The organism is Klebsiella spallanzanii (assembly GCF_902158555.1).
Classification (GTDB): domain Bacteria; phylum Pseudomonadota; class Gammaproteobacteria; order Enterobacterales; family Enterobacteriaceae; genus Klebsiella; species Klebsiella spallanzanii.
The window spans coordinates 83,192-96,211 of the sequence record NZ_CABGGS010000045.1 but is presented as its reverse complement, the minus strand read 5'-3'; the positions used below and the strand labels follow the sequence as shown (position 1 = coordinate 96,211).

Here is a 13,020-nt window from a genome sequence, read left to right as displayed (position 1 = left end):
GCAGCCAAAGTTACACTTTGGCTGCCGGATAATCATGACTTTTGGTGGTTGTTAGGGAGAAATATCGTCAGGATGCCGAGAAGCGGCAGGAAAGCACAGATTTTATAGACCAGTTCAATACTGGTATGGTCAGCTAAAAGCCCTAGTACCGCGGCTCCGAGGCCACCCATACCAAAAGCAAATCCGAAGAACAAACCAGAAACCATGCCAATACGGCCCGGCAGCAGCTCCTGAGCGTAGACCAGAATGGCAGAAAAGGCCGATGCGAGGATAAAACCAATGATCACCGTTAAAATACCGGTCCATTCCAGCGTTGCATAGGGTAAAATAAGGGTAAATGGCGCTACGCCAAGGATAGAGCCCCAAATAACATATTTACGCCCAATCTTATCGCCAACAGGCCCGCCAATCACCGTCCCTGCCGCTACCGCAAAAAGGAAAGCAAACAGGTGGAATTGCGCATTTTGCACCGATAAACCGAATTTTTGCATCAGATAAAAGGTGTAATAGCTGCTGATGCTCGCCATATAGAAGTATTTAGAGAAAATTAGCAGTAAAAGGATGCTAACGGCAAGGATGACCTTGTTTTTTGGCAGCGGATTAACAATTACCGCTTTTGGTTTACCTTTATTCATCCGATGCTGGGCGGCATACCAGCGGCTGATCTGCGCCAGCACGACGATAGCCAGCAGCGCTGCCAGCACAAACCAGGCAACGTTACCTTTGCCATATGGCGCGATAATAATGGCGGCAAGCAGCGGGCCTAACGAGCTGCCAAAGTTACCGCCAACCTGGAATATCGACTGCGCCAGACCGTGGCGTCCGCCTGAGGCCATACGCGCCACGCGCGAAGATTCCGGGTGAAAGACTGAAGATCCGGTACCCACCAGCGCAGCGGCCAGCAGAACCATTTCGAAGCTGCCGGACATTGCCAGCAGCACCAGGCCGCTCAACGTAAAACACATGCCAATGGGTAGCGACCACGGCATTGGATGTTTATCCGTCAGATAACCGACAACGGGCTGCAGCAGCGACGAAGCCAGCTGGAAGGTGAGGGTGATCAAACCGATCTGTACGAAGGTCAGGGAAAACTCGGCCTGTAGCAGCGGGTAAATCGCCAGAATAAGCGACTGGATCATATCGTTGAGCAAATGGGAGAGGCTAATCGCTCCGAGAATGCCAAACGAAGTGCGTGCTTTTTGCGGCGCAGCAGCGGGGCCGGATAAGGGTTGTGCGGTCTGATTCATTGCCATAGGTTCACTTAAGTGTTTTTTATAGAGGATGCAGGTGGAATTATTATCTGCCTAACATACCTGCCCCTAAGGTTTGAAGGAAGTCGCAATTCTGAAAACATACTTGTCTAATCTGCTAACTCGCTATACTTTCGGCACTTGTTACTTCGTCAGGGAGAGAAATATGCACTTTATGAAGCGGGGCGTTGCGCTGGCGCTGTTTACTGCGTTATCGCTGGGGAGCTTGTCAGCACAGGCTTATGAACAGGATAAAACCTACAAAATTACCATCCTGCATACTAACGACCATCATGGCCACTTCTGGCGCAGCGATTATGGTGAATACGGGTTGTCAGCACAAAAAACGCTGGTGGACGGTATTCGTAAAGAGGTCGCCGCAGAAGGCGGCAGCGTGCTGCTGTTATCCGGTGGTGATATTAACACCGGCGTACCGGAATCAGATTTACAGGACGCGGAACCTGATTTTCGCGGCATGAATCTGATTGGCTACGATGCGATGGCGGTGGGCAATCATGAATTTGATAACCCGCTGAGCGTGCTGCGTCAGCAGGAAAAATGGGCGAAGTTTCCATTCCTCTCCGCCAATATTTACCAGAAAAGCACCGGTGAGCGTTTGTTTAAGCCGTGGGCGCTGTTTAAACGCGGTGGGCTGAATATTGCGGTTATCGGCCTGACGACGGACGATACGGCTAAAATTGGCAATCCTGAGTACTTTACGGATATCGAATTCCGTAAACCGGCTGAAGAAGCCAAATTAGTGATCCAGGAGCTGCAGCAGAACGAAAAGCCGGACGTGATTCTGGCGACCACCCATATGGGACATTATGACAACGGCGCGCACGGTTCTAATGCGCCGGGCGACGTTGAGATGGCGCGTAGCTTGCCGGCAGGATCGCTGGCGATGATTGTCGGTGGTCACTCTCAGGACCCGGTATGTATGGCGTCTGAGAATAAAAAGCAGGTGGATTATGTGCCGGGCACCCCGTGCGCGCCGGATAAACAGAATGGAATCTGGATAGTCCAGGCCCATGAGTGGGGTAAATATGTTGGCCGCGCCGACTTTGAATTCCGCAATGGTGAAATGAAGCTGGTGCACTATCAGCTGATCCCGGTCAACCTGAAGAAAAAGGTGACTTACGATAACGGTGACAGCGAGCGCGTGCTCTATACGCCGCAAATCGCCGAAAACCCGCAGATGCTCTCTCTGCTGACGCCGTTTCAGAATAAAGGCAAAGCGCAGCTCCAGGTAAAAATCGGTAGCGTAAACGGGCATCTGGAAGGCGATCGCAGCAAGGTGCGTTTCGTGCAAACCAATATGGGCCGCCTGCTGCTGGCGGCGCAAATGGCGCGCAGCAATGCCGATTTCGCGGTGATGAGCGGCGGCGGGGTGCGTGATTCAATTGAAGCGGGCGATATCACCTATAAAGACGTGATGAAGGTGCAACCCTTCGGCAACGTGCTGGTGTATGTCGATATGAGCGGCAAGGAAGTCACGGAGTATCTGACCGCCGTGGCGCAGATGAAGCCGGATTCCGGTGCTTATCCGCAGTTTGCCAACGTTGGTTTTGTGGCTAAAGACGGCAAGCTTAACGATTTGACCATCAAGGGCGAGCCGGTAGACCCTGCGAAAACCTACCGAATGGCGACGCTGAGCTTTAACGCTACCGGCGGCGATGGCTATCCGCATATCGATACCAAACCGGGCTATGTCAATACCGGTTTTATCGACGCCGAGGTGCTGAAAGAGTATATCCAGCAGAACTCGCCGCTGGATGTTGGCGCGTTTGAGCCGAAAGGCGAGGTGAGCTGGCAGTAACGTCTGAGCAATTCCCCGGTGGCGCTTACGCTTACCGGGGCTACAGGCCTGTGCGGTTTGGGTTTTGTAGCCCGGGTAAGGCGCATCAAGCGCCGCCTCCGGGATTGCCCTCTGACGGATAAACCGGGAGCTAATCGCGCCGCGCGATATCGGCGAATTCCGCCTCAAGGATCTTCGCCAGATCGCTGGCCGCCAGTTCAATATCCAGCCCGCGTTTGCCGCCTGAAATATAAATGGCGGCAAACGCCTGGGCCGGAGCGTCAATTACCGTCGGCAGGCGCTTTTTCTGCCCAAGTGGGCTGATACCGCCCACCAGGTAACCGGTGACGCGCTGAGCGACCATCGGATCGGCCATATCCACTTTCTTCGCGCCTAAGGCTTTCGCTACCTTTTTCAAATCCAGCTGACCCGCCACCGGAGTTACCGCGACGGCAAGGTGTTTCATATCGCCGTTGATGGCGACCAGCAGCGTCTTATAGACTTGGTCAGCGTTCAGCCCCAGCTTTCGCACGACCTCATCGCCAAAATTGGTTTCGTTCGGATCGTGATCGTAGCTGTGGATCTTAAAAGGGATTTTGTTTTTTTCGAGTAATTTTACGGCGGGAGTCATCGTTATCCTTCTTACCAACCGATTTCATGTGACTTAAGCATACGCCCGACGGCTGTCTAAAAAATAGTATCATCTTGCGCAATAGTATTGGCAGTGATGGTCACTTTGAGCGACAATCAGACGATCCGGGGCGTGAACCCCGGAATAATAATAATGATGAAATTCCTCTTTGACGGGCCAATAGAGATATTGGCCATTTTTTTATGTCAGCATATCCGGCAGATTCCCTTCCCCGTACAAATGTAACGCCCCTACGGCAACCACGTAGTGCCCCGGCGGCAGCCCCTGCAGCGTTTCTCGCCAGGCCAGGTTGCGCTGATGCATCAGCACATCATATAGCGACTGACTAAAGGTCGTTGGCAGCACGGTTGCACCTTTTGACGGCGGCTGCTCCAGCCACCAGCCGATCATCACCTGCAGTAGACGCGCATTCGTGTGCCAGTGGGTTAGCGTATCCTCCAGCAGAGCCAATCCGCCGTCAGGAAGGTTGCGCAACAGGTCAATTTGGCTATCGGCACCCTCCAGCTCCATCACGCGGATCTTGCTCTCACGTGCCGCCATCAGTAGCTGATAATCAATACCGTAATCCGCCCTTAGCCCGAGCTTTTGCGCCTGGGTGGCCTGCAACACCATCGCGACCTGCCACAGCGGCTGACTATCAAATAGCGCAACAGACAGGCCCATTTCTCCCGCTCGCTCTTCCAGTTCAGCGAGCTGGGATGCGCTCAGGCGTTCCGCCAGCGGCGCACAGGAGGGGAGGTTGCTGAACGGCGTTTCGCTGCCGGTAATATCGGCCTCAACAATGAGCGCATCGGCCTGGCGAATCTTTTTCAACAGCCTGGCGGGCGGAGGCGACATATCGCGGGTGCCCATATGAATACTGCCAACCAGGTGCAAATAGCGTTCGCCGGGAAGAGTGACATCCAGCGCGGGCCAGGAATAAGACGAACCGACGGCGGTTTGCCACAGCATTTTTATTCGGTTTAACAGGCCCATACGTGCTCCGTAGTGTGAGGAACCCATGCTAGCGCGCGGGGAACAGAGGCGCAAGAGGGCGGATGGGGCGCGATGGAGCAGGCCTTTTACAATGTCACAAAACTAACAAAAAAATTTGATGTTCTTGTTTTTTGTAATTTTCGCAATGGCGTTTTTATAGTAATTATCCAATAAAATAAAATTGATATGTTTTATTATGCAAGTCGTAGGTGGTGCTTTTTTCTCAAAAATGGGTGAATTGTGATAATTAAATAAAAAATCTGTAACGAAAAATAAACAAAGCGCTTCTATATTGGCCCCTTCAATTTTTGGGGGGAGTGTCATGCGTAACTGGAGTGAGCCTAAAAAGAATAAAGCCCATATCGAACTGATCCCGATGATCGATGTGATGATGTTTTTACTGGTCTTCTTTGTCCTGATTAGCCTGAATGTGATCCCGGCTCTGGGCTTGAAAACCCAGCTGCCGTCAGCCAGCAGCGCCCAACAGCTTAAGCCGCAAAAAAAAGCCATTATCACCCTCGGCGCCGGTGATCAGCTGCAGCTGGATGGCCAGCCGCTGGTGCTTGATGCGCTGGTTAATACCCTGAAGCAACAACAGCAGGAAAACCAAACCACCACCATTATCGTCAACAGCGATAAAGAGGTTGCGGTGGAACGCCTGGTCGCAGTGATGGATACCTTGCGTCAGGGCGGTTTCTTCTCCATTTCCATCGCCACACGGAAGCAGTGATATGTATCTGCTTTATCGCTCACGTCACGTTGTTAGCTGGTTACCCGCGATAGTCATCGCCGGATGCTTGCTGTTTGTCAGCCAGCAGGCCGTCCTGCAGGTGAAACCGCATTATGACGATACGGTGATGGAACTGTCGCTGGCCGAACCCGAGCCACCGCAGCCAGAACCTGTCCCGGAACCGCAGCCAGAGCCGCCGCCGGAACCCCAACCTGAGCCGGAACCGATTGCCGAGCCCGTCGTTCCTGCCCCGGAACCGATTATCCAGGCTAAACCGGTTGTTAAACCCAAACCTAAGCCGAAGTCAAAACCGGTTCAGGAGAAAGCAGCGAAGCCGCAGGAGCGCGTGGCTCCGCAGCCCGCCGTCGTGCGCAGCCCGGTGGTGAGTAAACCCGCTGCGCCGCCTTCTCCTCCGACACCGAAGGTGAACGCACAAGCGGTGGAAAACGGCTATCTGCAGGTGCTGCGCCGCGAGCTGGAGCAGCGCAAACGCTACCCGAGCGGTCGTCAGGCTTCGCTGGAGCGCCCGCAGGGCAACGTCGAGGTGTGGCTGGAGGTCGACCGCAGCGGCAGAGTGCTGGCTTCCGGTATTGCCAGCAAGGCCCCGAGCATGCTGCTCAATCGCGCCGCGCTGAGCTCTTTACAAAGTATTAGCCAGCTGAAGCCCTTTCCTGAAGAGGCTTTTGCCGGACAAAGAAGCAAAAGATTTACCGCAACGTTTAATTATCAGGCGCCATAAAGCCTAATTAATCATTTGTTTTTTATAGGAAAAGAAATGAAGAACTTTCATTATTCTGGGATTGCGTTAGCTGTGGTGTCGGCATTGTTATCGGGTTCCTCGCTGGCGGCGGAAAGTAGCGATGTGGGGGAGATTAACGTCAAAGGGCAGTCGCTCGGCGGCGGTCTGATGGTGCAGGAGGACAGCAGCAAAGCGCGCTCCACTTTGACCAAAGAAGCGATGGATAAAGCGCCGGGTGCCAGCAATGCCATCGACATGCTGAAATATACGCCGGGTATGAACGTCAACAGTAATGACGCCAGTGGCCTGAGCGGTATCGATTACACCATGCGCGGGATGAACTCCGATCAAATCGGCCTGTCAATGGACGGCATCCCGATTAACGATTCGGGCAACTACGCGGTCTATCCGAACCTGTTAGGCGATGCGGAAAACCTTGAGCAGATCTTTGTTACTCAGGGATCTTCTGAAGCCGACGGCCCGCATATTGGATCCAGCGGCGGCAACATTGGTCTCGTTACCAGGCGCCCCTCCAAAGAGTTCGGCGGCTTCGTCAAGCAAACGCTGGGCAGCAATAACCTCAGCAAAACTTTCGCCCGCCTGGAGACCGGCGAGTACAACGGTTTCAGCAACTGGCTCTCTTACTCGCACACTGAAGCCAAAAAATGGCGCGGGGAAGGACGCCTCTATTCCGATAAGTTCGAGATGAACTCGCTGTATGAGGACGGGAACGGCAACAGCAGTAACCTGATCATGAAGTATAACCGTCAGGATAACAGCAACTACAACACCCTAAGCAAAGCCCAGTTTGACGAAGACCCGCGTCAGGACTACTCGACCTCGCCGGTCTATAACAACAAAGGCCAGTTGAGTAAATATTACAAGCTCAACCGTAACCCGTTTGAAACCTTTACTCTCTCTTTCTCACAAAGATTGCAGCTGCGCGACAATCTTGCATTGACCGTTCAGCCCTATTACTACTGGGGTAACGGCGGCAGCTTTACCGGGCAAACGGCCTCGGTACTGTCGAATACTTCTGATAAAGCCGGGCAGTACGACCTGAGCAATTTAAGTTCCAATACTTACTACCGACCTTCGTGGACCCAGACCTGGCGACCGGGTGTCACCACTAAGCTTAAGTGGGACATTAACGACGAGCACAGCCTGGATATCGGCTACTGGTATGAGCGAGCGCGCCAGTCGCAGACCCAGCCGTTTATCAGCATTCAGGATGACGGCAACCCGGCGAACGTCTCCGGTAAACCGGGCGGTTCCGATCAGGTGAAAGACGCCAACGGCAACACGGTACAGGGCCGTAACCAGTACACCGTCACTCCGGCGCAAAAAGTATGGCTTCAGGATACCTGGTTTGTGACGCCGGACTGGACGCTGGTGGGCGGGCTGGCGTACCAGTACGTCGAACGTAAAGGCGATAACAAAGGCAGCCTGTATAACGCTCCGGAAAAACGTAATGCGACCTACCATGAATTCCTGCCGAACTTTAGCATTAGCTATAAGCCGGATATGGAAAACCAGCTGTTCTATAACCTGACGCGCAACATGCGTACGCCGCCAAACTACGTGCTCTACAACGTCGGCGATTCAATTAACACCAAGCCGGAGCTGAGCTGGAACCACGAGCTGGGCTGGCGTTTCCAGCGTGAAGATATGCTGCTGAGCGCCACGCTTTTCTACATGCGCTATACCGACCGTCAGATTTCGACCACCAATGCGGACGGCGACTACGAAATGATGAATATCGGTAGCGTCGAAAGTAAAGGCGTGGAGCTGGAGTGGAGCGGTAAGCTGCCGCACAACTTCAACTACTACACCTCTTACACCTATACCCATTCCGAGCAAAAGGATGACATTGTCAGTAACGGCGGTCATCCGCTGCCAACGGCAGGAAAAACGGTGCCTAACGTACCGAAAAACATGCTCAACGCATCGCTGGGTTATGACGATGGTCTCTATTACGGCAGCTTCGGCGGCAAATACGTCAGCGCGTTCTATGGCGATTTGACCAACGATGAAAAAATCGGCGGGCGCACGGTGTTTGATGTCTCCGCAGGCGTTCATCTGCCGGTGGATAAAAAGATTGTCAAAAATGCCACCCTGCGTTTTGGCATCGATAACCTGTTCGATAAACAGTACCTGACCTCCGTACGCTCGACGACCTTTAACGCGGCACCTTACGACGGCGTGAGGGCCAGCACCCCGTATTACAACGTCGGCGAAGAGCGCACCTTTAGCGTTTCGCTGGAAGCTACCTTTTAATTAACCGGAGGGCACTTTGATGGATGCCAACCTGATTCACGACATTATTTTCTACGTTATGTATGCCGCGCTGGCGATCGCCGTGGTGATTCTGGTGGAACGCGGGCTCTATTTTTCATGGGCCCAGCGTCAGGCGCAGCGCTTTGAGAAGGCGCTGACGCCGGAGGTCCGCCGTGTGTCGGACCTGCCGGAATCGCTGACCAGTCGTAGCAGTCTTCCGCTGACCCTTATTCTGCCAGTGCTGGAGAAAAAGCAGACGGCGGAAGACCGGGAAGCGATGAGCGATCTGATTGATGCTCAGTACTTGCTGAGTAAACCGCAGATGTCGCGCGGGCTATGGATGCTCGAAACCGTCGTCACCGCCGCGCCGCTGCTTGGCCTGCTGGGTACGATTCTGGGGATTATGGATACCTTTAAGGCGCTCTCCGCCTCGGGCGTCTCTGATGCCAGCATGGTTTCCGCCGGGATGGGCACTGCGCTGTACGCCACCGGCCTGGGGATTGCGATAGCGCTGCTGTGCCTGGTGGGTAATAACTACCTGCAAAGCCGCATGGAACGCATTAACGAACTGCTGAAGGTGCTGCTGATCCGCGCCGGAAGTCCGGCTAGTCGTCCGGAGCAGGACAGCAACCGCTGGGAAGGTCGTGAGGCGCAGCGCTATGCCTGATTATCGTCGATGCGGGTGGCCGGGAGGCCGCCTGATGAGCCTGGTCGCGGGTGCCTGGATACTGCTAAGTCTGCCCGCACAGGCGGCGTTTTCGATACCGGGTTATGAGCTGGTGTATAACGCACCGCAGGAAACCACGCTACAGGATAGTGATTTGCGCAATGCTGCCGAAGTCTGGCAGCAGATGTTTGATGCGGCGCACAACCATATCGATGTGGCGCAGTTTTACGTGGCAAATGAAAAAGGCTCTCTGCTGGACGGCGTGCTGAATCATCTGCGGGCAGCCGGTGAACGCGGGGTGAAAATTCGTTTTCTGATGGAGGAGAAGGGCATTGGCCTGTCGACGCCGGAAACGCTGGCGGCGCTGAAAACGATCCCGAATCTGGAGCTGCGAATTATTCCGTTCCATCGGCTGACCGGCGGGATTGTCCACGCCAAGTATCTGTTGGTGGATGGTAAAGAAGCCTTTGTCGGCAGCCAGAATTTTGACTGGCGCGCGCTGGAGCAGATTCAGGAAACCGGTCTGCGCATCAGCGATGCGCAAGCGGTACGGCAGATTCAGGCTATTTTCGATCAGGACTGGCAGGCGCAGGCCCTGCTTGCAGAAAATAAACCGGTGCCGAAGCTGGCATGGCAGGCTCCGGAATCAGCCCCGCAGGGCAATTATCTGGTTGCCAGCCCGCGTGATTACAACCCGAGCGGGGTGATCGATTCGCAGGCTGAACTGCCGCGTCTGCTGGCTAATGCGAAGACGCGGATCCGGGTGCAGGTGATGGACTACGCGCCGCTCTCATGGGGTGAGAAGGGAAACCGACCTTTCTATGCCCCCATTGATAACGCCCTGCGCAGCGCGGCGGCTCGCGGCGTGCAGGTTGAGCTGATGGTTGCCAGCTGGAATCTGAAAAAGCCGGAGTTGTTCTGGTTAAAAAGCCTGTCGCTGGTGCCTAACGTTCAGCTAAAGGTAGTGACTATTCCTCCCGCCAGCCGGGGATTTATCCCGTTTGCGAGGGTGGTTCACAGTAAACTGATGACTATCGACGGTTCGACGGCGTGGGTGGGAACCAGCAACTGGAGCGGGGGCTATTTTGATAACTCACGCAACCTTGAGCTGGTGCTGAACAGCGTGCCGATGGCAGAGCGCGTGGACGCGCTTTACAGTCAGCTATGGAACAGCCGCTACGCGGAGCCGATCAACGTTGACTTTGATTATCCGATCCCGCATCCAGGTCGCGAGCACGAATAGAAAATCGGGGCGGTTTTCTCCTTCTCCCGGTGGGAGAGGGCGGGGTGAGGGCATCAGCGTGCACATTTTCCCCTCACCCTAACCCTCTCCCCAAAGGGGCGAGGGGATCATCCTCCGCGGGATGATGGTGAACGGAATCTGCCTTATGACTTCGGTTTAAAGCGCAGCAACCGGTTAGCATTACTCACGACCGTAATTGAGGAGAGCGCCATTGCCGCTCCGGCGACAACCGGGTTAAGCAGAGTACCGGTCAGCGGCCAGAGGATCCCGGCGGCAATCGGAATACCCAGCGAGTTGTAAACAAACGCTCCCAGCAGGTTCTGCTTCATATTACGCAGCGTCGCTTTTGAAATTTCCAGCGCATCGGCGACGCCGTTCAGGCTATGGCGCATCAGGGTGATAGCCGCCGTTTCAATGGCCACATCGCTGCCGCCGCCCATGGCGATACCGACATCGGCCTGCGCCAACGCGGGCGCATCGTTGATGCCATCGCCAACCATCGCCACCTGATGCCCCTGGCTTTGCAGACGCTTAATGGCATCGGCTTTGCCGTCCGGCAGCACCCCGGCGATCACCTCATCAATGCCTGCCTCTTTGGCAATGGCGTTGGCCGTGGTCGGGTTATCTCCAGTCAACATCACCAGGCGATAGCCCTGACGATGCAGTCTGGCGAGTGCAGCCACGCTATCTTCACGCAGCGGATCGCGAATAGCGAACAGCGCTGCGACCTGGCCATCCACCGCCAGCAGCACCGGCGTCGCACCCTGTGAAGCCTGGGCGGTCATTTCGCTTTCTATTTCGGCGGTTGCCACATGGTTCTCATTGAGTAACGCCTGATTGCCAAGCAGCAGGCTGCGGCCTTCGGCTTCACCGCTGACGCCCAGCCCACGCAGAGTGCGGAAGTTATTGACCGTCGGCAGTCGATCGTCTGCGGCTTTATCAAGGATGGCTCGCGCCAACGGGTGGCTCGAACCTTGTTCCAGAGATGCAGCCAGACGCAGAGCGGTCGTTTCATCAATGGCGGCAAAGGTTTTTATCGCCACCACCTGCGGCTTACCTTCGGTCAGAGTGCCGGTTTTATCAAAGACCAGCGTATCCAGGGTGCTGGCGCGCTGCAGCGCATCGGCATCGCGAACCAGCACGCCATATTCTGCCGCGCGACCCACGCCGGAAATAATCGACATCGGCGTCGCCAGCCCCAGCGCACAAGGACAGGCAATAATCAGCACCGTGGTGGCGATCACCAGGGTATAAACAATTTGCGGCGCCGGGCCGAAAAAGTACCAGATAGCGGCGCTGAACAGGGCAATCGCTACCACCGCCGGGACGAATACGGCGGAGATTTTGTCCGCCAGTTGGCCAATTTCCGGTTTGCTGCTTTGCGCCTGGCGCACCATACGGATGATTCGCGCCAGAGTGGTCTGGCTGCCGACGGCGCTGGCGGTAAACAGCACGCTGCCGTCCTGCACCACGGTCCCGGCGTGAATGGCGTCAGCGTTGCCTTTTTGCTGCGGTATTGGTTCACCGGTCAACATAGCTTCATCAAACCACGCTTCGCCCTGGCTAATCACGCCGTCGACCGGAACGCGATCGCCGGTGGTCAGGCGCAGGGTCATTCCTGCCTGAACCTCCGCCAGCGGCAGATCTTTTTCGCCTTCATCGGTGACCACCCGCGCAGTCGGCGGGGTTAAGTCGAGGAGTTTCTCCAGTGCCTTTGAAGAACGCTGGCGCGCGCGGGCTTCCAGCATATGGCCGAGGTTAATCAGGCCGATAATCATCGCGCTGGCTTCATAATAGAGGTGGCGGGCTTCCATCGGGAACCACTGCGGCCACAGATTGACGCTCATTGAGTAGAGCCAGGCGACCCCGGTACCCAGCGCCACCAGGGTATCCATGGTGGCGGTGCCGTTCTTCAGGCTTTTCCATGCGCTGCGGTAGAAATGACCGCCAGCAAAGACCATCACCGCCAGGGTAATAAGGCCGATAACCAGCCACAGCGAACGGTTGTCATCGCTGACCATCATGTTGTCGCCGATCATCCCCCAGCCCATCACCGGGATACCGACCAGCAGGGCGACAATGGCCTGCCAGCGGAAGCGTTTCATGGTGGCGACGGCGGTCTCCTGCTGGCGCTCGCGACGTTCGAGATCATCTTCGATAGCCTCCGCGCCGTAGCCTGCTTTCTCCACCGCCTGCACTAATTCTGCTGCGGACGCGCTGCCCATCACCAGCGCAGTGCGTTCCGCAAGGTTGACCCGCGCCTGCGAGACGCCCGGTACCGCGGCAAGCGCGTTTTGTACCCGGGAGACGCAGCTGGCGCAGCTCATGCCGTTGATTAACAGTTGTTGGCTGTCATCCTCGTCACGGGCTGCCGGAAGCTCAGAGGTGGCCGCTGTCAGCGCTTCCGACGGGATTGATGATTCTGCCAGCGGTTTAGCCTTTGGGTGGCTGAGCTCCGCGCCGTATCCGGCCTGTTTAATGGTTTCAATCAGCGCTTCTGCGCTGGCGCTGCCCGTAACGTGAGCTTCGGTAACGGTAACGTCCGCCAGCTCAACATCAGGACGTTGCTCCAGACTTTCTTTCACGCGTTTGACGCAGTGGCCGCAGGAGAGGCCATCAAGCGCCAGGTCAATAGTATGAGACATGGTTTTGACTCCTTGGTTTAACAACTGTGCTTAAGCTTAAACCT

10 protein-coding genes are annotated in these 13,020 nt (G+C 55.5%); 6 read left to right on the top strand and 4 right to left on the bottom strand.

Going from position 1 to position 13,020, the window contains the following annotated elements:
* Positions 1–32: 32 nt before the first annotated feature.
* Entirely contained in the window at positions 33–1,253 is a 1,221-nt protein-coding gene (locus FN082_RS25085) for an MFS transporter (RefSeq protein ID WP_142463985.1), read from the bottom strand.
* Between the two features lie 163 nt (positions 1,254–1,416).
* Between FN082_RS25085 and ushA the strand changes: the two genes are divergently transcribed.
* Complete coding sequence (gene ushA / locus FN082_RS25080) at positions 1,417–3,069, top strand: bifunctional UDP-sugar hydrolase/5'-nucleotidase UshA (RefSeq protein ID WP_139541379.1); 1,653 nt, start codon at positions 1,417–1,419, stop codon at positions 3,067–3,069.
* Positions 3,070–3,199: 130 nt separating this feature from the next.
* Here the strand turns inward: ushA and ybaK are convergent, their stop codons facing one another.
* Both ybaK and FN082_RS25070 read right to left on the bottom strand, forming a co-directional pair.
* The gene (ybaK, locus tag FN082_RS25075) at positions 3,200–3,679 is read right to left on the bottom strand and encodes a Cys-tRNA(Pro)/Cys-tRNA(Cys) deacylase YbaK (protein ID WP_139541380.1); all 480 of its coding nucleotides are present in this window, start codon (positions 3,677–3,679) and stop codon (positions 3,200–3,202) included.
* 201 nt (positions 3,680–3,880) lie between these two features.
* On the bottom strand, positions 3,881–4,675 hold the full coding sequence (locus FN082_RS25070; RefSeq protein WP_142982587.1) for a TraB/GumN family protein: 795 nt from the start codon (positions 4,673–4,675) through the stop codon (positions 3,881–3,883).
* Between the two features lie 322 nt (positions 4,676–4,997).
* Here FN082_RS25070 and FN082_RS25065 point away from each other — a divergent pair, with 322 nt between their 5' ends.
* Genes FN082_RS25065 through FN082_RS25045 form a run of 5 tightly spaced genes read left to right on the top strand, consistent with a single transcriptional unit; the run spans position 4,998 to position 10,331 of the window.
* Complete coding sequence (locus tag FN082_RS25065; protein ID WP_139541382.1) at positions 4,998–5,405, top strand: ExbD/TolR family protein; 408 nt, start codon at positions 4,998–5,000, stop codon at positions 5,403–5,405.
* Position 5,406: 1 nt separating this feature from the next.
* Positions 5,407–6,144 carry an energy transducer TonB gene (locus FN082_RS25060; RefSeq protein WP_142982586.1) on the top strand — a complete coding sequence of 246 codons (738 nt, stop codon included), beginning with the start codon at positions 5,407–5,409 and terminating at the stop codon, positions 6,142–6,144.
* 36 nt (positions 6,145–6,180) lie between these two features.
* A complete protein-coding gene (locus FN082_RS25055) occupies positions 6,181–8,421 on the top strand; it encodes a TonB-dependent receptor family protein (protein ID WP_139541384.1) in 2,241 nt (746 codons plus the stop codon).
* Positions 8,422–8,440: 19 nt separating this feature from the next.
* Positions 8,441–9,088, top strand: a complete 648-nt coding sequence (locus FN082_RS25050) for a MotA/TolQ/ExbB proton channel family protein (protein ID WP_139541454.1) — start codon at positions 8,441–8,443, stop codon at positions 9,086–9,088.
* Positions 9,081–10,331 carry a phospholipase D-like domain-containing protein gene (locus tag FN082_RS25045; RefSeq protein WP_142982585.1) on the top strand — a complete coding sequence of 417 codons (1,251 nt, stop codon included), beginning with the start codon at positions 9,081–9,083 and terminating at the stop codon, positions 10,329–10,331. The genes FN082_RS25050 and FN082_RS25045 overlap by 8 nt, the downstream gene beginning before the upstream one ends.
* 143 nt (positions 10,332–10,474) lie before the next feature.
* Here the strand turns inward: FN082_RS25045 and copA are convergent, their stop codons facing one another.
* Positions 10,475–12,976 (bottom strand): copper-exporting P-type ATPase CopA, encoded by a 2,502-nt coding sequence (gene copA / locus FN082_RS25040; RefSeq protein ID WP_139541386.1) that lies wholly within the window; start codon positions 12,974–12,976, stop codon positions 10,475–10,477.
* Positions 12,977–13,020 lie beyond the last annotated feature (44 nt).

Coding starts and splice junctions, on each gene's coding strand:
- FN082_RS25045 (WP_142982585.1), top strand. CDS start 9,081: ATGCCTGATTATCGTCGATGCGGGTGGCCGGGAGGCCGCCTGATGAGC.
- FN082_RS25050 (WP_139541454.1), top strand. CDS start 8,441: ATGGATGCCAACCTGATTCACGACATTATTTTCTACGTTATGTATGCC.
- FN082_RS25070 (WP_142982587.1), bottom strand. CDS start 4,675: ATGGGCCTGTTAAACCGAATAAAAATGCTGTGGCAAACCGCCGTCGGT.
- FN082_RS25060 (WP_142982586.1), top strand. CDS start 5,407: ATGTATCTGCTTTATCGCTCACGTCACGTTGTTAGCTGGTTACCCGCG.
- copA (WP_139541386.1), bottom strand. CDS start 12,976: ATGTCTCATACTATTGACCTGGCGCTTGATGGCCTCTCCTGCGGCCAC.
- FN082_RS25085 (WP_142463985.1), bottom strand. CDS start 1,253: ATGGCAATGAATCAGACCGCACAACCCTTATCCGGCCCCGCTGCTGCG.
- FN082_RS25055 (WP_139541384.1), top strand. CDS start 6,181: ATGAAGAACTTTCATTATTCTGGGATTGCGTTAGCTGTGGTGTCGGCA.
- ushA (WP_139541379.1), top strand. CDS start 1,417: ATGCACTTTATGAAGCGGGGCGTTGCGCTGGCGCTGTTTACTGCGTTA.
- FN082_RS25065 (WP_139541382.1), top strand. CDS start 4,998: ATGCGTAACTGGAGTGAGCCTAAAAAGAATAAAGCCCATATCGAACTG.
- ybaK (WP_139541380.1), bottom strand. CDS start 3,679: ATGACTCCCGCCGTAAAATTACTCGAAAAAAACAAAATCCCTTTTAAG.